This is a genomic window from Pseudomonas sp. FP2294 (assembly GCF_030687625.1).
Taxonomy (GTDB): Bacteria; Pseudomonadota; Gammaproteobacteria; order Pseudomonadales; family Pseudomonadaceae; genus Aquipseudomonas; species Aquipseudomonas shahriarae.
Window position 1 is genome coordinate 218110 of sequence record NZ_CP117441.1, and the last position, 17853, is coordinate 235962.

General features: G+C 63.2%; 13 protein-coding genes. 4 read left to right on the top strand and 9 right to left on the bottom strand.

Annotated features, from left to right (window positions below; all coding sequences use genetic code 11):
• Positions 1 to 42: 42 nt before the first annotated feature.
• From PSH73_RS00945 to PSH73_RS00960, 4 genes are all read left to right on the top strand, one after another.
• Positions 43 to 1146 carry an efflux RND transporter periplasmic adaptor subunit gene (locus PSH73_RS00945; protein ID WP_198831057.1) on the top strand — a complete coding sequence of 368 codons (1104 nt, stop codon included), beginning with the start codon at positions 43 to 45 and terminating at the stop codon, positions 1144 to 1146.
• Positions 1143 to 2213, top strand: a complete 1071-nt coding sequence (locus tag PSH73_RS00950) for an efflux RND transporter periplasmic adaptor subunit (RefSeq protein WP_057957981.1) — start codon at positions 1143 to 1145, stop codon at positions 2211 to 2213. Before PSH73_RS00945 ends, PSH73_RS00950 begins: the two co-directional genes overlap by 4 nt.
• A complete protein-coding gene (locus PSH73_RS00955; RefSeq protein ID WP_200659233.1) occupies positions 2210 to 5260 on the top strand; it encodes an efflux RND transporter permease subunit in 3051 nt (1016 codons plus the stop codon). The genes PSH73_RS00950 and PSH73_RS00955 overlap by 4 nt, the downstream gene beginning before the upstream one ends.
• Before the next feature lie 259 nt (positions 5261 to 5519).
• A complete protein-coding gene (locus PSH73_RS00960) occupies positions 5520 to 7757 on the top strand; it encodes a glycoside hydrolase (RefSeq protein ID WP_198791969.1) in 2238 nt (745 codons plus the stop codon).
• 979 nt (positions 7758 to 8736) lie between these two features.
• Here the strand turns inward: PSH73_RS00960 and PSH73_RS00965 are convergent.
• The 9 genes from PSH73_RS00965 to tcyN form a co-directional block, all read right to left on the bottom strand.
• Positions 8737 to 9372 (bottom strand): bifunctional 2-polyprenyl-6-hydroxyphenol methylase/3-demethylubiquinol 3-O-methyltransferase UbiG, encoded by a 636-nt coding sequence (locus PSH73_RS00965; protein ID WP_057444596.1) that lies wholly within the window; start codon positions 9370 to 9372, stop codon positions 8737 to 8739.
• 40 nt (positions 9373 to 9412) lie between these two features.
• Positions 9413 to 10057, bottom strand: coding sequence for a methionine ABC transporter permease (locus PSH73_RS00970; protein WP_057957985.1), 645 nt, complete (start codon positions 10055 to 10057; stop codon positions 9413 to 9415).
• Positions 10047 to 11162: a methionine ABC transporter ATP-binding protein gene (locus tag PSH73_RS00975; RefSeq protein WP_200659241.1), complete on the bottom strand. Its 1116-nt coding sequence runs from the start codon at positions 11160 to 11162 to the stop codon at positions 10047 to 10049. The genes PSH73_RS00970 and PSH73_RS00975 overlap by 11 nt, the downstream gene beginning before the upstream one ends.
• Before the next feature lie 2 nt (positions 11163 to 11164).
• Positions 11165 to 11974, bottom strand: coding sequence for a MetQ/NlpA family ABC transporter substrate-binding protein (locus PSH73_RS00980; protein WP_198791967.1), 810 nt, complete (start codon positions 11972 to 11974; stop codon positions 11165 to 11167).
• A gap of 43 nt (positions 11975 to 12017) precedes the next feature.
• Positions 12018 to 13379 carry an LLM class flavin-dependent oxidoreductase gene (locus PSH73_RS00985; RefSeq protein ID WP_305461763.1) on the bottom strand — a complete coding sequence of 454 codons (1362 nt, stop codon included), beginning with the start codon at positions 13377 to 13379 and terminating at the stop codon, positions 12018 to 12020.
• Positions 13379 to 14572 carry an SfnB family sulfur acquisition oxidoreductase gene (locus PSH73_RS00990; protein ID WP_057957989.1) on the bottom strand — a complete coding sequence of 398 codons (1194 nt, stop codon included), beginning with the start codon at positions 14570 to 14572 and terminating at the stop codon, positions 13379 to 13381. Before PSH73_RS00990 ends, PSH73_RS00985 begins: the two co-directional genes overlap by 1 nt.
• A gap of 23 nt (positions 14573 to 14595) precedes the next feature.
• On the bottom strand, positions 14596 to 15837 hold the full coding sequence (locus PSH73_RS00995; protein ID WP_169990613.1) for an SfnB family sulfur acquisition oxidoreductase: 1242 nt from the start codon (positions 15835 to 15837) through the stop codon (positions 14596 to 14598).
• A 184-nt stretch (positions 15838 to 16021) separates the two neighbouring features.
• Positions 16022 to 16798 (bottom strand): hypothetical protein, encoded by a 777-nt coding sequence (locus PSH73_RS01000; protein ID WP_186625081.1) that lies wholly within the window; start codon positions 16796 to 16798, stop codon positions 16022 to 16024.
• 305 nt (positions 16799 to 17103) lie between these two features.
• Complete coding sequence (gene tcyN / locus PSH73_RS01005) at positions 17104 to 17850, bottom strand: L-cystine ABC transporter ATP-binding protein TcyN (RefSeq protein WP_057437038.1); 747 nt, start codon at positions 17848 to 17850, stop codon at positions 17104 to 17106.
• Positions 17851 to 17853 lie beyond the last annotated feature (3 nt).

A 17853-nucleotide genomic window follows, 5' to 3' on the forward strand; every position in this document is an offset into this window, starting at 1 on the left:
GCATACACACTGGCACGTCAGTATTACGCGAAAGGAGTCTGCATGGGCGGTCCCACCTCAACAGTTATTTGTGGCCTTGCCCTGCTGGCATTGCTGAGCGGCTGTGGCCAGGAAAAACCTGAACCCAAGGCCCATTCAAGGGTGTTTGTGCAAACGGTGCAGCCGACCGATTTCGCCGCCGCAGTGACCCTTACCGGGGATATCCAGGCGCGGGTGCAGACCGATTTGTCGTTCCGCGTCGGCGGCAAAATTATCCAGCGCATGGTCGATGTCGGCGACCGCGTGACAGCCCGGCAAGTGCTGGCCAAGCTCGATCCCAAGGATTTGCAGACCAATGTCGATTCCGCCCAGGCCCAGGTGGTGGCGGAACAGGCACGGGTCAAACAGACGGCCGCGGCCTTTGTGCGCCAGGAAAAACTCCTGCCCAAGGGCTACACCAGCCGCAGCGAATACGACGCCGCCCAGGCTGCATTGCGCAGCAGCCAAAGTGCCCTGGCGGCCGCGCAGGCGCAGTTGGCCAACGCCCGTGAGCAACTGGGCTATACGGCGTTGATCGCCGAAGCGCCGGGGGTGATTACCGCGCGGCAGGCCGAAGTCGGCCAGGTGGTGCAGGCCACCGTGCCGATTTTCAGCCTGGCCCGTGATGGCGAGCGCGATGCGGTGTTCAACGTCTACGAATCGCTGCTGGCGGAGCCTGTGCCGGATGTACCAATCACCGTCAGCCTGCTGGACAACCCGGGCATCAAGGCCGTGGGCCGAGTGCGTGAAGTGACCCCGGCCGTCGCCGCCAACAGCGGCACGGTGCAAGTAAAGATCGCCCTGGATGCCTTGCCCAAGGGCATGCAACTGGGGTCGGTCGTCAGTGCCACTGCCAATGGGCAAGCCAAACCCAGCGTCGAGCTGCCCTGGGCGGCACTGACCAAAGACCTCAGCGAGCCTGCCGTGTGGCTGGTGGACGGTGACGGCAAGGCGCAATTGCACAAGGTCACTGTCGCGCGCTACCTGACCGGCAAAGTGATCATCAGCGATGGCCTCAAAGGCGGCGAAAAAGTCGTGGTGGCCGGCGGGCAATTGCTGCACCCAGGCATGTTGGTGGAGATCGCCCAGGCGCCGGACCAGGCCCAGGCCAGCGGAGTGCAGCCATGAAGCGCCTGACGCTGATCCTCGCCAGCAGCCTGTTGCTGATCGCCTGTTCCAAGGAAGAGCCGGCGCCGGAGCCTATAAGGCCAGTGCTCTGGGTCGAGGTGAAAGCTGAAGACCAGGAAAACCTCGGGCGCTTCGCCGGTACGATCCAGGCACGCTACGAAAGCAACCTGGGCTTCCGAGTGCCCGGTCGCATTGCCCGGCGCGCGGTGGATGTGGGCGCCGAAGTGAGCAAGGGCGCCTTGCTGGCGGTGCTTGACCCCACCGACCAGCAGAACCAGTTGCGCGCCGCCCAGGGCGAACTGGCGCGGGTCCAGGCGCAATTTATCAATGCCCAGGCCAATGCACGCCGCCAGCAGGAACTGTTCAACCGTGGCGTCGGCGCCCAGGCGCAACTGGACATTGCCCAGACCGACCTGAAAACCACCCAGGCCTCTCTCGACCAGGCCAAGGCGTCGGTGGCCCAGGCCAGGGATCAGCTCAACTACGCCGAACTGCGCACCGACCACGGCGGCATCGTGACCGCCTGGAATGCCGAAGCCGGCCAGGTGGTCAGCGCCGGCCAGCAAGTAGTGACCCTGGCCCGCCCGGATATCAAGGAAGCGGTGATCGACCTGCCGGCTGGCCTGGCCGAGCGCTTGCCGCCCGATGTGGTGTTTCTGGTAGCCAGCCAGTTGGAGCCCGGCATCAACACCACCGCCACCGTGCGCGAGATCGAGCCCCAGGCACAAAGCGCCACCCGCACCCGTCGCGCGCGCCTGACCCTGGCCCAGACGCCCCCGGCGTTCCGGTTGGGCACGGCGATCAGTGTGACCTTGAGCTCGGCCATCGCCCCACGTATCGAACTGCCCGCCAGCGCGGTGCAGGACGTCGAGGGCAAGACCCGCATCTGGGTCATGGATCTGCAGCAGCAGACCGTGCAGCCCCGTGACGTGACCCTGGTCAGCCGTGATGCCAGCAGTGTTGTGCTCAGCGGTGGGGTGCAGCCTGGCGAGCGTGTGGTCAGCGCCGGCGTCAACAGCCTCAAGCCCGGACAAAAAGTCAAAACCGACGAGGACAGCCCACGATGAAAGGGAGCTTCAACTTATCCGACTGGGCGCTCAAGCATCAGTCCTTCGTCTGGTACCTGATGTTCGTTGCGCTGCTGATGGGCGTGTTTTCCTACATGAACCTGGGGCGTGAAGAAGATCCGTCCTTCACCATCAAGACCATGGTGATCCAGACCCGCTGGCCGGGCGCGACCCAGGAAGAAACCCTCAAGCAGGTCACCGACCGCATCGAGAAAAAGCTCGAAGAGCTGGACTCGCTGGATTACGTGAAAAGCTACACCCGGCCCGGTGAGTCCACGGTTTTCGTGTTCCTCAAAGACACCACCAGCGCCAAGGCGATCCCCGAGATCTGGTACCAGGTGCGCAAGAAGGTCGACGACATTCGCGGCACCTTCCCCCAAGGCTTGCAGGGTCCGTCGTTCAACGACGAGTTCGGCGATGTATTTGGCTCGGTGTATGCCTTTACCGCCGATGGCATGTCGATGCGCCAACTGCGCAACTACGTCGAACAGGTGCGCGCCGAGATCCGGGCGGTGCCGGGGTTGGGCAAGGTCGAGATGATCGGCCAGCAGGACGAAGTGATTTACCTGAATTTTTCCACGCGCAAACTCGCCGCCCTGGGGATTGACCAACGGCAAGTGGTGCAGAGCCTGCAATCGCAGAACGCGGTGACCCCGGCCGGGGTGATCGAGGCCGGGCCGGAGCGGATTTCGGTGCGTACCTCCGGGCAATTTGCCTCGGAGAAGGATCTGGCCGACGTCAACCTGCGGCTCAATGACCGCTTTTATCGCCTGGCGGATATCGCGGATATCAGCCGTGGTTATGTGGATCCGGCGCGGCCGATGTTTCGTTTCAATGGCCAGCAAGCCATCGGCCTGGCCATCGCCATGCAGAAGGGCGGCAATATCCAGGAATTCGGCAAGGCGCTCCACCAGCGTATGGATGAGCTGACTGCCGACCTGCCGGTGGGCATCGGCGTGCATAAGGTGTCGGACCAGGCCGAGGTGGTGGAAGAGGCCGTCGGTGGCTTCACCAGTGCGCTGTTCGAAGCGGTGATCATCGTGCTGGTGGTGAGCTTTATCAGTCTCGGCCTGCGTGCCGGGCTGGTGGTGGCGTGCTCGATCCCGCTGGTGCTGGCGCTGGTATTTGTCTTTATGGAGTACAGCGGCATCACCATGCAGCGGGTGTCGCTGGGCGCGTTGATCATCGCCCTCGGTTTGCTGGTGGATGACGCGATGATCACCGTGGAAATGATGATCACGCGCCTGGAAAAGGGCGAGACCCTGGAGCAGGCGGCGACCTTCGCCTACACCTCCACCGCGTTCCCGATGCTCACCGGCACCCTGGTGACCGTGGCCGGCTTTGTACCGATTGGCCTTAACGCCAGCTCGGCGGGTGAGTACACCTTTACCCTGTTTGCGGTGATTGCCGTGGCGATGCTGGTGTCGTGGGTGGTGGCCGTGTTGTTTGCGCCGGTGATCGGCGTGCATATCCTCAGCACCAAGGTCAAACCCCACAGTGACGAGCCGGGGCGGGTCGGGCGGGTGTTCAACGCCGGCATGCTGTGGGCCATGCGCAATCGCTGGTGGGCGATTGGCCTGACGGTGCTGCTGTTTGCGGCGTCGGTGTTTTCCATGCAGTTTGTGCAGAACCAGTTTTTCCCGTCGTCGGATCGCCCGGAGATCCTCGTCGACCTCAACCTGCCGCAAAACGCCTCGATCAATGAAACGCGCAAGGCCGTGGACCGGCTGGAAGCGATCATCAAGGACGACCCGGATATCGCGCGCTGGAGCACCTACATCGGCCAGGGCGCGATCCGCTTCTACCTGCCCCTGGACCAGCAACTGGAGAACCCGTACTACGCGCAGTTGGTGATCGTCAGCAAGGGCCTGGAGGAGCGCGGCGCGTTGATCGAGCGCCTGCAACAGCGCTTGCGCGATGATTTCGTGGGCGTCGGCAGCTTTGTCCAACCCCTGGAAATGGGCCCGCCGGTCGGGCGGCCGATCCAGTATCGGGTGTCGGGCAAGGACATCGACCAGGTGCGTAAACACGCCATCGAGCTGGCGACGTTGCTGGATAAAAACAGCCACCTGGGCGAGATCATCTATGACTGGAACGAGCCGGGCAAAGTGCTGCGGATCGATATTGCCCAGGACAAGGCGCGCCAGCTCGGGCTGTCGTCCGAAGACGTGGCGCAGTTGATGAACAGCGTGGTCAGCGGCTCGGCGGTGACCCAGGTGCACGACGATATCTACCTGATCAACGTGGTCGGCCGTGCCGAAGACGCCGAGCGCGGCACTCCGGAAACCTTGCAGAACCTGCAGATCGTCACGCCCAGCGGCACTTCGATCCCGCTGCTGGCCTTTGCCACCGTGCGTTACGAGTTGGAGCAGCCGCTGGTGTGGCGTCGCGATCGCAAGCCGACCATCACCATCAAGGCCGCCGTGCGCGACGAGATGCAGCCGACCGATCTGGTCAAGCAGCTCAAGCCGGAAATCGAGAAATTCAGCGCCGGTTTGCCGGTGGGCTACACGGTCGCTACCGGCGGTACCGTGGAGGAAAGCGGCAAGGCCCAGGGCCCGATTGCCAGCGTGGTGCCGTTGATGCTGTTCTTGATGGCGACCTTCCTGATGATCCAGTTGCACAGCGTGCAGAAGATGTTCCTGGTGGCCAGCGTGGCCCCGCTGGGCCTGATTGGCGTGGTCCTGGCGCTGATTCCCACGGGTACGCCCATGGGCTTTGTGGCGATCCTGGGGATCCTCGCGCTGATCGGCATCATCATCCGCAACTCGGTGATCCTGGTGACCCAGATCGACGCCTATGAACAGGAAGGCTACACGCCATGGGACGCGGTGGTGCAGGCCACCGAGCACCGGCGCCGGCCGATCCTGCTGACGGCGGCGGCGGCCAGCCTGGGCATGATCCCCATCGCCCGGGAAGTGTTCTGGGGGCCGATGGCCTACGCGATGATCGGCGGGATCATCATCGCCACCCTGCTGACGCTGCTGTTTTTGCCGGCGTTGTATGTGGCCTGGTACAAAATCCGCGAGCCTGAGGCCGCGCCATAAGGCAAACACGCTGTTGGGCATCACTATTGTGGCGAGGGGGCTTGCCCCCGTTGGGCTGCGAAGCAGCCCCAAAACCGGCCACCTCAGTGTGTCTGATACAACCCGGTGGATCTTACAGGGGCCGCTGCGCAGCCCAACGGGGGCAAGCCCCCTCGCCACAAGGGCAGGCAGTGGGAAAACTCTCTAAATGTGTATTGGATTAGTTCCGGTCAACGAACTGTTTTACCCTCGGGCTTTCGCTCCTGTGAAGGCCCACGTCATGACCCTTAACCTGCGCCGAGCCTTGTGCATCTGCGTGCTGCTGCTGTCGCCACTGGCCGTTGCCGGCACCGTTCTGGAAAACCCCCAATGGCGCATCGAGCTCGACCCGGCGAACCTGGCCGTGCGCGTGACCCCTTCCGGCGGCGAGCCGGTGCAGGCCTCCAGCGGCGTGGCTACCCATAAGGTCAGCCAGTTGCAACAGTCCACTCAACACGCCAACTGGCAATGGGACAACGGTGCCTATCGGCTGAACGCCACCCTGGACCAGCGTGACCTGATCCTGACCATCACCGCCCGCGAGGCCGGCGAGCTGGAGATCGTCCGCCAGCCGGCCAGCGCCATGGGCAAGGGCCTGATCTGGCCGCTCGCCGAGGGGCATTACGTGCCAGCCGGCAACAGCCTCTGGCAGCGCTTTTTGCTGGAGCAGGGGGATGTCAACAGCACCCAGGACCTGAGCCTGCCGTTATGGGGCGTCGATCACGCAAGCTTCACCCTCAACTGGCTGCTGACCAACCCCTACAACAACCGTTTGCAGTGGCAGGCCGAGGGCCCGCGCCTGGGCTTGTCGTTGCATCATGAATTCACCGCCCTGGACCCCACCGCGCCCATGACCCTGCGCCTGAATCTGGGCGAGGCCGATTTGCTGGCCGGTGCCAAGCGCTACCGCCAATGGCTGGTGGAACAGGGGCTCTACGAGCCGTTGGCCGACAAACTGCAACGCCTGCCGGCCGGCGAAAAGCTATTGGGTGCCAGCCACGTCTACCTGTGGGGCAATGACCTGCTGGGCCTGGGCGATGTGCGCGATTGGGAGCAGTTACGCACCGTACTGCGTGCACCCGATGGCTTGGGCGCACAACTCAATGGCCTACTGGACTCGGAGGCGGCACAGGTGGTGCAAGCCCCCCAGCCGTTTCTGGATCGCTACCAGCAAGCTGTGTTGCTCAGAGGGCTCAACGCGGCGCTCAACAAAAAGGCGCGCCAGGGCTGGCAAGCCACGACCGAGCCCGACATGCCCGCGCTTGCCCAAGGCTACGGCGCACTGCGCCAGCAACTGGCACTGGCGTTTGCCGGTGCCTTGCGTGCCAACCCCGAAACCTGGGGCAGCACGTTATCCGCGACGACGATCAAGACCCTGCAGGAGAGTGGCCTGCCACGCCTGCTGCTGACCCTGGGCGAAGGCTGGGAGGGCGGGCTCTGGCACCCGGAGGCGGTGCGTGACGGGGTCGCGGCCGGGTACTTGATGGCGCCTTACGACTCCTATGAAACTGCCCTGGCAGCCAGCGAAAACCCCGACTGGACCACCGCGCACCTGGGCAGCCGCGCCTATCGCGACTGCGCGATCATGTTGAAGAACGGCCAGCTCAAGACCGGCTTCCAGAAGTCCGGGCACTACACCGACCCGCGCTGCGTCCGCCCATTGCTGGAGGCGCGGGTGACGGCGGTGCAGGCCAAGGCCGGGTTCAATGCCTGGTTCCTCGACGCCTATGCCACCGGCATGCTGTTTGACAGCTATCGCTCGGTGCTGGGCATGACCCAGGCGCAGAACGCCCAAGGCAACATCGACGCCGCCCGCTGGATCGCCAGCCACCTCCAGTTACCGGTGGGTTCCGAAGATGGCAACGCCACCACCGCTCGCGGCGTGTTGTTCGCCCATGGCATGCAAACCCCGGTCATGGGCTGGGGTGATCGTGAGATGACCCAGGACAAGCAATCACCGTACTACGTGGGGGCCTGGTATCCACCGGAGGAACCGGCGGTGTTCTTCAAACGCGTGCCGCTCAAAGAGCCGCTGCGCAGCGTGTACTTTGCCCCGGCGATGCGCCTGCCGCTGTATCAGGCGGTGTTCCATGGTTCGGTCATTACCAGCCATCACTGGTTGTTCGACAGCCTGAAGCTGAGCAATGTGCAGGCGGAAAACGAGCTGGCCCAACTGCTGTACAACGTGCCGCCGCTCTATCATCTGAGCGCCGCTACCTTGAAGCAGCGCTTGCCGATGATCCAGCGTCAGGATGGGTTCTTCCGGCCGTTGCATGAGCGTCTGGCGACCCAGGCAATGACGGATTTTCGCTGGCTGAGCAACGACCGGCTGGTGCAGCAGACCACGTTTGCCGATGGCACACGGTTGGTGGCCAACTTTGCGCAGGAGGAGAGGGACGGGTATGCGGGGCAGAGTGTGACGGCGTGGGTGGTGGGTGAAAGTCCGGTGGTGTATCAGGTGGCTCAGCAGCGCCCTTGAGGCCATCGCGGGCAAGCCCGCTCCCACAGGGGAGCTCGACCCGGCAGGGAATTCTGGACACGCCACAAACCAATGTGGGAGCTGGCTTGCCTGCGATGACGGTATGTCAGCCACCAAAAATAGTGCCTGTACTACTGCCATCGCGGGCAAGCCCACTCCCACAGGGGGGTCTCGACCAGGCAGGGAATTCTGGACACACCACAAACCAATGTGGGAGCTGGCTTGCCTGCGATGACGGTATGTCAGCCACCAAAGATAGTGCCTGTACTACCGCCATCGCGGGCAAGCCCGCTCCCACAGGGGAGCTCGACCCGGCAGGGAATTCTGGACACGCCACAAACCAATGTGGGAGCTGGCTTGCCTGCGATGACGGTATGTCAGCCACCAAAGATAGTGCCTGTACTACCGCCATCGCGGGCAAGCCCGCTCCCACAGGGGGGGCTCGACCAGGCAGGGAATTCTGGACACACCACAAACCAATGTGGGAGCTGGCTTGCCTGCGATGACGGTATGTCAGCCACCAAAAATAGTGCCTGTACTACTGCCATCGCGGGCAAGCCCGCTCCCACAGGGGGGGGGCTCGACCCGGCAGGGAATTCTGGACACACCACAAACCAATGTGGGAGCTGGCTTGCCTGCGATGACGGTATGTCAGCCACCAAAGATAGTGCCTGTACTACCGCCATCGCGGGCAAGCCCGCTCCCACAGGGGGCGCTCGACCAGGCAGGGAATTCTGGACACGCCACAGGGGGGCTTGACCAGGCAGGGACTTCTGGACACACCGCAAACCAATGTGGGAGCTGGCTTGCCTGCGATGACGGTATGTCAGCCACCAAAGATAGTGCCTGTACTACCGCCATCGCGGGCAAGCCCGCTCCCACAGGGGGGGGGCTCGACCCGGCAGGGAATTCTGGACACACCACAAAACAATGTGGGAGCTGGCTTGTCGGGTCGCCGCATCGCTGCGATAGCGTCCGCTCAGACAGCCCCTACCTTACGCCACACACTGGCCAACCAAGGCTGCTGCTCGCGCGGCAGTCCTGCCGGGCGATAGTAGTGTTCCAACTCCACAAACCCTGCGGTGGTCAGCAGCGCCTGCCAGGCCGCAAGGTCGTGATACGAGCCATAACGCGGGCCGTTCCAGCCCTCCTGGTTTTCCCCCCTGGGGTTGGAGCTGAACAACACCCCACCCGGTTTCAGCGCAGCCTGCAGTTGCTGGAGAATGCGCGGCAGTTCCTGCTTGGGGATATGAAACAGCACCGCATTGGCAAAAATCCCGTCGAAGCGCGCGGCCGGCAGATCCAGTTTGAGGAAGTCCTGGTGCAGTACTTCACAGCCGCTGTCCTGGCGCGCCATCTGCGCGAAACGCTCGGCGCCATCCAGGCCTACGGCGATATGCCCAAGCCGGGTGAAGGTCTGCAAATCCCGCCCCGGCCCGCAGCCGAAGTCCAGCACGGTAAACGGCGCCTGCGCCTGGATATGCCGCAGCAACGCGTCGATGTTCTGGCTCACATCATGGTCGCGGGTACCTTCGCGAAAATCCTCGGCCACCTGGTTGTAGTGACCCAGGGTGGTAGAGGTGATCTGGTCGAGGTCGTCGGGGGCGAGTTTCATGGCAATCGGCACCAGGGCAAAGAGAGGTGCCGACTATACCTCAGCGCTTGTTCAGCCCGCGCGCCAGGCGATCGCCGCCCAGTTGGATCGCGGCCACCAGCAGGACCAGCAACACAATCACCGTGAGCATGATCTGGCTGTCGAAACGCTGGTAGCCGTAGCGGTAGGCAATATCCCCCAGGCCACCGGCGCCAATCGCTCCGGCCATGGCCGACGAGTTGATCATGGTCACCAGAGTAATGGTGAACCCGCCGACAATCCCCGGCAGCGCTTCCGGCAACAGCACATGCCTGACGATATGCCAGCGCCGGCAGCCCATGGCCTGGGCGGCCTCAATCAGGCCATGGTCGACTTCGCGCAGGCTGACCTCGGCGATTCGCGCAAAGAACGGCGTGGCGGCGATGGTCAGTGGTACCACGGCGGCCCACACACCGTAGGTGGTGCCCACAATCAGCCGGGTGAAGGGGATCAGCGCCACCATCAGAATCAGGAACGGGATGGAGCGGAACAGATTGACGAACGCCCCCAGCACCCTATTCAACGCGGGTGCCTGGTAGATACCGCCCTTGTCGCTGGTGACCAGGAACACCGCCAGCGGGATACCCACCAGCAGCGCGATCAACGACGACACGCCGACCATCAACAAGGTGTCGATGGCGCCCTGCAATAAACGATCAAACCACATAGCCCAGCACCTCCACCTGTTGTGCCCAGCGCGTGGCGCGGGTGCGTAATGCGTCGGCGTCCATGGCGGAGCCGGTCACTGCCAGCAGCAATTGCCCCAGGGCGTGGCCCTGGATGCGCTCCACCCCGCCTTGCAGCAGGCGCACGCGCCCACCCAGGGCGCTGAACAGTGCGGCGAGGTCCGGTTCATCCGCGCTGGCGCCGGTAAATTGCAGGCGCAGCACCACGGCCGCATCCGCCGACGCTGGCGTGGCCCGCAGGCGCTTTTGCAGTTCCTCGGGCAAGCCATGTTGCAGGGGCGCGAGCAGGGTTTTACTGACCTGATGCTTGGGGTTGCCAAACACTTCCCACACCGGGCCTTGCTCGACGATCCGCCCGTGTTCCAGCACCACCACGCGGTCGCAGATTTCGCGGATCACCGCCATCTCGTGGGTGATCAGCACGATGGTCAGGCCCAGGCGCTGATTGATCTCGCGCAACAGGCCGAGGATCGACTGGGTGGTCTCCGGGTCCAGGGCCGAGGTGGCTTCGTCACACAGCAGGATCTGCGGGTCGTGCACCAGCGAGCGGGCGATGCCCACCCGTTGCTTCTGCCCGCCGGACAACTGCGCCGGGTACGCCTGGTGCTTGTCCTGCAAACCCACCAGCTCCAGCAGCTCGCGGACCTTGTGCTCGCGTTGCGGCTTGGGCACACCGGCGACTTTCAGTGGCAGCTCGACGTTCTGCCACACGGTCTTGGCCGACATCAGGTTGAAGTGCTGGAAGATCATGCCGATGCGTCGCCGCAGGGCCACCAGACGGTCTTCGTCGAAATCGCCGATATCCACCTGGTCGATCAGCACTCGGCCGCTGCTGGGTTGTTCCAGGCGGTTGATGGTGCGGATCAGCGACGACTTGCCGGCGCCGCTGCGGCCGATGATGCCGAACACTTCGCCACGCTGGATCGCCAGGTCGATGCCTTGCAGCGCATGCACCGTGCCGTCGTAGGTTTTGCCCAGGTTGATAAAACGCACATGGGCGTGGTTCAAGTCAGGGTGTAGCTCTGTCTGTTGCGCGTCCCTGGGCAGTGCGCCCAGGTCGCGCAGTTGGGCATTGGCGGCGCTCATATTCAGCCTTCCCAGCCGACTTGGTACAGCGTGCCCAGGGATTTATCCAGGGCCGCGCGGACCACCGGCGAATGCTGGTAGATCTCGACGAACTTGATCACCCGTGGGTCGGTTGTGCCCTTGGGCTGGGTCACGAACTGGATCACGTATTCCGGGTGGTCAAGGCCATCGAACAGCAGCGCCGACTCGGCATTGAAGGTCTTGGACAGGCGAATATAGGCCGGGTAGCCCTGCACCAGGTCGGCGTCGTCATAGGCGCGCACTAGCTGCACCGCTTCGACCTGCAGGATCTTGAGCTGTTTCGGGTTGGCGACGATGTCGTCTTCGGTGGCCTTGTAGCCCACGCCCGGCTTGAGGGTGATCAGGCCGGCCTTGGCCAGCAGCTGCAGGCCGCGCCCGCTGTTGATCGGGTCGTTGGCGATGGCCACGCTGGCGCCCTGGGGCAGCTCATCGAAGCTTTTGAATTTTTTCGAGTACAGACCGACGTTGTTGATGATCCCCGGCTTGAACGGCACCAGGTCAAAACCGGCGGCGGCCTTGGCGTTTTCCAGGAACGGAATGTGCTGGAAGTAATTCACGTCGATATCGCCGGCGGCGAGGCTGACGTTGGGCGCAATCCAGTCAGTGAACTCTACCAGCTCGACGTTCAGGCCCTGCTTGCCGGCCTCTTCGACGGCGGCTTCGAGGGGAATGGCGAAGGCCGCCGTGGTGCCGACTTTCAGCGGCGCATCGGCGGCAAACACCGCCGAGCTGAACAGGCCGAGGGCCAGGGCCAGTGCTTTGACTGGGTGGGAGAGCAGTGTTGTTTTCATGGTCGATTTCCAGTCATAAGGTGTTGGTATGAGCAATAAAGGTCTAAATGTGGGAGTGGCGGTAGGTGGAACCGGTGTGTTGTTCGGGTAAGTGCGCTTCGCGGTGGAAGACCTTTTCTCGCAAGGTTCCGCTCTCATAAGCAGTCTTGTATGACCCACGCCTTTGCAACTCGGGAATCACCAGCTCGATAAAATCCACATAGCTCTCCGGCGTAACAATGCGCGTCAGGTTGAAGCCATCCAGCCCGGTCTCACTGATCCAGGATTCCAGCTCATCAGCCACTTGCGCAGGCGAACCCACCAGGGTGATATAGCGCCCACCCAACGCGTGTTGTTCCAACAACTTGCGCCGGGTCCAGTCGTTGTTCTGCAAGGCTTTAGTGGCTGATTGGATCGCGTTGCTCTTCACGTACTGGATCGGTTCGTCCAGCTCGTATTGCGAGAAGTCGATGGCGGTGGAGGCGCTGAAATGTGCCACGCCGGCCTCGGCGCTGGCGTAGCTCAGGTACTCGGCATGCTTGGCCCAGGCCAGCGCCTCGGTGGCGCCGACAATCACGTTGAGCCCCATGAACACCTTGATGTCATCTGGGTTGCGCCCGGCTGCGACCGCGCTGGCGCGTACCTTGTCCACTTGCACCTTGGTCGCGGCCTTGTTCTGCCCGCTGATAAACACGCACTCGGCATGGCGCCCGGCAAACACCAGGCCGCGCTCCGAACTGCCGGCCTGGAACAGCACTGGCGTGCGCTGCGGCGAGGGCTCGCACAGGTGATAGCCCTGCACCTGATAGAACTCGCCATGGTGCTCGACCTTGTGCACCTTGCCCGGTTGGGCATAGATCCGTTGTTGCGGGTCGTTGAGTACCGCGTCGTCTTCCCAACTGCCTTCCCACAGCTTGTACAGCACCTCCAGGTACTCGTCGGCCTGGTCGTAGCGCCGGTCATGTTCGACCTGCTCGGTGAGGCCCATGGCCTTGGCGGCGCTGTCCAGGTAGCCGGTGACGATGTTCCAGCCCACCCGGCCACGGCTCAGGTGATCGAGGGTGGACATGCGCCGGGCGAACAGATACGGCGGCTCGTAAGTCAGGTTGGCGGTCAGGCCGAAGCCGAGGTTTTTCGTTACGGCGGCCATGGCCGAGACCAGTAGCAGTGGGTCGTTGACTGGCAGTTGGATCGACTCCTTGAGCGGCACCTCGACCGAGCCTTGATAGACGTCGTACACGCCAACGATGTCGGCGATAAACAAGCCGTCGAACAGCCCACGCTCCAGTAGTTGCGCCAGTTCGGTCCAGTATTCGATGGTCTTGTACTGGGTCGAGGTGTCCCGTGGGTGCGTCCACAGGCCATGGTTGATATGCCCGATGCAGTTCATGTTGAAGGCATTGAGCAGGATCTTTTTCTTCAACATCAGATGGTCCCCCGCAGCGGCGGGTTTTCATCGTTGAGGTAGTAATTGCCGACGGCGTGGTACTTCCAGCGCACCGGGTCGTGCAGGGTGTGCACCCGGGCGTTGCGCCAGTGGCGGTCCAGGCCATGTTCGGCGAGGGTTGCCTGGCTGCCGGCGAGTTCGAACAGGGTGCTGCCGGCAGCCAGGGAAATCTCGGTGCTCAGGGCGCGTACTTCAGCCACGGCAATCGACGCCGCCGCGACGGTTTGCGCATTGCTGTCGGCCTGGGCGCGGTCGAGGAATTCGCCGGAGCGCTCCAGCAGGGCTTCGGTGGCGTGCAGGCGGATGCTCAGGTGGCCGAAGCTTTTCAGGGTCAGCGGGTCTTCGCTGGCCGTGTCATTGCCCGAGTCGATCCACGGCCGGGTCTTGGTGCGCACAAAATGCAGGGCATCTTCAAAGGCGGCGCGGGCGATGCCGGTGTCGATGGCCGCGTGAAGGATCTGCGCCAGCGGGCCCACGGTGGTCGGGCGCTCGAAGGCGCTCTGGAACGGGATCACGTCTTCGGCTGCGACCCACACATTGTCGAACACCACCGAACCGCTGCCGGTGGTGCGCTGGCCGAAGCCGCTCCAGTCGTCGATCACCGTCAGGCCCTGGCTGTCGTGTGGCACAAAGGCCAGTTGCTGCACGCCGTGCTCATCCACCACCGAGGTGGGAATGCGCTGGGCGTAGATCGCGCCGGTGGCGTAGAACTTGCGGCCGCTGATACGAAAACCGTCGCCGTCGCGCACAAGTTTCGTCACCCGGTCATGGGCGGTCTTGGTGCCCAGTTCTGCCAGGGCATTGCCAAAGCGCTGGCCGGCCAGCACCTCGGCATACAGGCGTTGTTGCTGCGCCGGGCTGCCATTGATGCGCAGCACTTCCAGGGCATAAAAATGGTTCTGCGGGATCTGCCCCAACGAGGCATCGGCCTGGGCGATCAGGGCAATGACCTTGGCCAGGGTGACGTTGGACACGCCAGCGCCGCCGTATGCCTTGGGCACGCTGATGCCCCACAGGCCGGAGCGGGAAAAGGCTTCCAGTTCGGCGAGCGGCAGGCGGCGTTCACGGTCGCGCAGGGCGCTGTCGCGGCGAAAGTCTTCGGCCAGGTCGCTGGCGACAATCAGGGCTTGTTCATCGCTGGTGATGACCGCGACGGAATGGGAAAGCGTCATGTTTTTCTCCAGAGGTCTGGTCGTCAGATCCAGGAATGCCGGGCCGGCAAGGTTCCGTTGAGGTGCCAGGCGCCCACCGCGTGATACTTCCAGCGCACCGGGTCGTGCAGGGTGTGCACCCGTGCATTGCGCCAGTGGCGGTCGAGGTTGAACTCGGCGAGGGTGGCGCGGCTGCCGGCCAGTTCGAAGAGTTTCTCGCTGACCTGCAGCGAGACTTCGGTGGTCAGCACCTTGGCTTGTGCCACGGCAATCGAGGCCCGGGCGGCGGAGTGTGCGGTGATGGGCGCGGCGCTGACCTGGTCCAGCACCTGGCCGGCCTTGCGCAGCAGAGCTTCGGCGGCATGCAGTTCGATTTTCAGCTTGCCGATGTCGGCGATCACATAGAGGTCGTCGCTGGCCCGTTCGACCTTGGCGTCGATCCACGGCCGCGAGCGTTCACGGACAAAACTGATGGTGTCGTCGAGGGCGCCACGGGCGATGCCGGCGTCGATGGCCGCCTGGATCAATTGCGAGACCGCGCCCTGGATGCCCGGGGTTTGCCCCAGGCGCCAGATCGGTACCACCAGATCGGCGTCCACTGGCACATTGTTCAGCAACACGGTGCCGCTGGCGGTGGTGCGTTGGCCAAAGCCCGACCAGTCATCGACGATGCGCAATCCCGGGGTGCCACGGCGCACAAACGCCATGACCTGGCGGCCTTCGTCGTCCAGGGCCTTGACCGCGACCCAATGGGCAAACAGCGCGCCGGTGGAGTAGAACTTCTGGCCGTTGATGACAAAACCGTCACCCTCGGCGCTGATCCGGGCTTTCACATCCAGGGTGTTTTTGGTACCGCGTTCCGGCCCGCCATTGCCGATGCGCCAGCCGTCGAGCACGCTTTGGAACAGCTGTTTTTTCTGTGATTCGCTGGCGGCGCCTTGCAGCACGTGCAAGATGCCAAAATGGTTCTGCGGGATCTGCCCCAGGGCCGGGTCGACGGCGCTGATAATCGCGAACACTTCAGCCAGGGTCACAAACGACACTTGCGGGCCGCCGTATTCGCGGGGGATGGAAATGCTCCCCAGGCCACTGCGGGTGAACTGTTCGATTTCGGCCCAGGGCAGTTTGCGCTGGCGGTCGCGCAGCCCGGCTTGCAGGCGGGCGGCCTGGGCAAGCGCGTGGGCAGCGGCGAGGGCTTCACTGTCGTTGCGCAGCACCTGGGTGGGCAACAGCAGCGGGGCGATATCCAGATCGCTCTGGAGGGGCGATTGCGCCAAGTTAGACATCGGTGCGCCCCTGCGTGGCGACACGTGATGCCCTGGCGTTGTGCACCGGGGTAATGTTGACCATACCTACCTCACATCCGTGGAAAAGCTAAAAATCAGGAATGTCCGGTGGTCCGGTGCATATACCCTAAGCGTGTTTATTTTTTAAATAAACTAACTTTTAGGAATATGCATAGAAGGTCTGTCACCCCGGTTCGCACGGCGAGCCAGGGCGCCGGGGCTGGTACACCGACAAAGCATCGGCTGCGCCTGTGGCGTTGGCCTGGGCGATGCTCACGATGCGCCCGGGCGCCCAGCGCGAGTTGTTGCCCACGCGGTCGATCACGCAGTAGGTGACCTCCTGGCGGGCATCGTCCCCGGCCTCCAGGATCAGCGCCGAAGGCACCCAGACCTGCACGGGGTGCCCCACCTCGGCGGCCTGGATCGGGGGCAGGTCCAGGCGCGCGTCGCCCCAGCGCAGAGTGATTGCATCACCGGCGGCCATGTTCAGGTAGGGCTCGATGGTCAACGGCACGCCCCGGCGGATCTGGCTGGGGTTGACGCCATGGCGGCGGATGGTTTCGGGCAGGGCGACGGGGGCCAGGTTCTGGTTTTCTTCGGCACACAGCACTGAAGGCGGCCCACCCGGGCAAGCGGTCTTGACCTGCACCTGGGTAATCATGGAGCGCGCCGGGCCGCGCCCCACTTGCATGACCCGGTAATGAATGCGTGCAGCACCGTTTTGCACAAAGCTTTCGGGCACCCGCAGATGGCTGGTTAAGCCGATATCGGCGGTGCCTACACGCTTGGAGGCGGCAAAGCAGTTGTTCCAGAACAACTCGATCAAGTCGCCCTTGCCCATGTCCGGGTAGGGGGCGATATCGACCTGCAAATGAGTGGCGGCCTGCGCGTTGATACCTTGTTTATGAGCTTGGGGTACTGTCGGCGCGGCGAGCATGGTCAGGGGGGTGATGTGCGTCATAAATAATCTCCTTGATGCAGCCAGCAGCGATCGTTCCGAACCTCAGGCGTGGGGTTCGAAAGGAACGATTTTTTTGAAAAGCCAGGATGGGATCCAATCCTTTGAGCCCTAGATAAGAGGGTTGGCCAGGGGGCGTCAATGGCGGCAAAAGGCTAAACGGCGGGTTTGGGATTATTCAGAAGGGTCTTACTGGAGGGTGTTATTAAAGGGGGTTTTGACAGGCACTTTGCCGAATGAATACGGGGATTTTTCCGAAAGTCACAAACCTTGTAGGCGCCGGCAAGCCGGCTCCTACAGGGGGTGGGTCAGTGGGTGAGGAATTTGCTGAGGAACTGCCGGGTGCGTTCTTCCCTTGGGTTGGCAAACAGCGCCTTGGCTTCGCCTTGCTCGACGATCACACCCTTGTCGAAGAAGATCACCCGGTTGGCCACGTCACGGGCAAAGCTCATTTCGTGGGTGACGATGACCATGGTGCGTTTCTCTTCGGCGAGGCTGCGGATGGTCGCCAGGACTTCGCCTACCAACTCCGGGTCGAGGGCCGAGGTCGGTTCATCGAACAGGATCACTTCCGGCTCCATCGCCAAGGCTCGAGCAATGGCCACCCTTTGCTGCTGGCCACCGGACAGGCGCCGGGGGTAGGCGTCTTCCTTGCCCGCCAGGCCAACCTTGGCCAGCAGTGCGCGACCGAGGCGGTCAGCGGCTTCGCGTGGCATCTTCTTGACCACCAGCGGGCCTTCGATGACGTTCTCCAGGGCGGTGCGATGGGGGAACAAGTTAAAGCCCTGGAACACAAAACCCACATGCTGGCGCAGGCGCCGCACCAGGCCCTGTTGCTGGTTAAGCGGGCGGCTGCCGTCGATCTCGATGTCGCCGACCTTGATCCGGCCACTGGTGGGTTCTTCGAGGAAATTCAGGCAGCGCAGGAAGGTGGTCTTGCCGGAGCCGCTGGGGCCAATGATGGCGACAACTTCGCCTTCTTGGACCTCCAGGTCGATCCCGTTGAGCACCACCTGACCCTTGAATTGTTTGGTCAGTTTTTCAACCACGATCATGCT

Coding starts and splice junctions, on each gene's coding strand:
- PSH73_RS00945 (WP_198831057.1), top strand. CDS start 43: ATGGGCGGTCCCACCTCAACAGTTATTTGTGGCCTTGCCCTGCTGGCA.
- PSH73_RS00950 (WP_057957981.1), top strand. CDS start 1,143: ATGAAGCGCCTGACGCTGATCCTCGCCAGCAGCCTGTTGCTGATCGCC.
- PSH73_RS00955 (WP_200659233.1), top strand. CDS start 2,210: ATGAAAGGGAGCTTCAACTTATCCGACTGGGCGCTCAAGCATCAGTCC.
- PSH73_RS00960 (WP_198791969.1), top strand. CDS start 5,520: ATGACCCTTAACCTGCGCCGAGCCTTGTGCATCTGCGTGCTGCTGCTG.
- PSH73_RS00965 (WP_057444596.1), bottom strand. CDS start 9,372: ATGAAACTCGCCCCCGACGACCTCGACCAGATCACCTCTACCACCCTG.
- PSH73_RS00970 (WP_057957985.1), bottom strand. CDS start 10,057: ATGTGGTTTGATCGTTTATTGCAGGGCGCCATCGACACCTTGTTGATG.
- PSH73_RS00975 (WP_200659241.1), bottom strand. CDS start 11,162: ATGAGCGCCGCCAATGCCCAACTGCGCGACCTGGGCGCACTGCCCAGG.
- PSH73_RS00980 (WP_198791967.1), bottom strand. CDS start 11,974: ATGAAAACAACACTGCTCTCCCACCCAGTCAAAGCACTGGCCCTGGCC.
- PSH73_RS00985 (WP_305461763.1), bottom strand. CDS start 13,379: ATGTTGAAGAAAAAGATCCTGCTCAATGCCTTCAACATGAACTGCATC.
- PSH73_RS00990 (WP_057957989.1), bottom strand. CDS start 14,572: ATGACGCTTTCCCATTCCGTCGCGGTCATCACCAGCGATGAACAAGCC.
- PSH73_RS00995 (WP_169990613.1), bottom strand. CDS start 15,837: ATGTCTAACTTGGCGCAATCGCCCCTCCAGAGCGATCTGGATATCGCC.
- PSH73_RS01000 (WP_186625081.1), bottom strand. CDS start 16,798: ATGACGCACATCACCCCCCTGACCATGCTCGCCGCGCCGACAGTACCC.
- tcyN (WP_057437038.1), bottom strand. CDS start 17,850: ATGATCGTGGTTGAAAAACTGACCAAACAATTCAAGGGTCAGGTGGTG.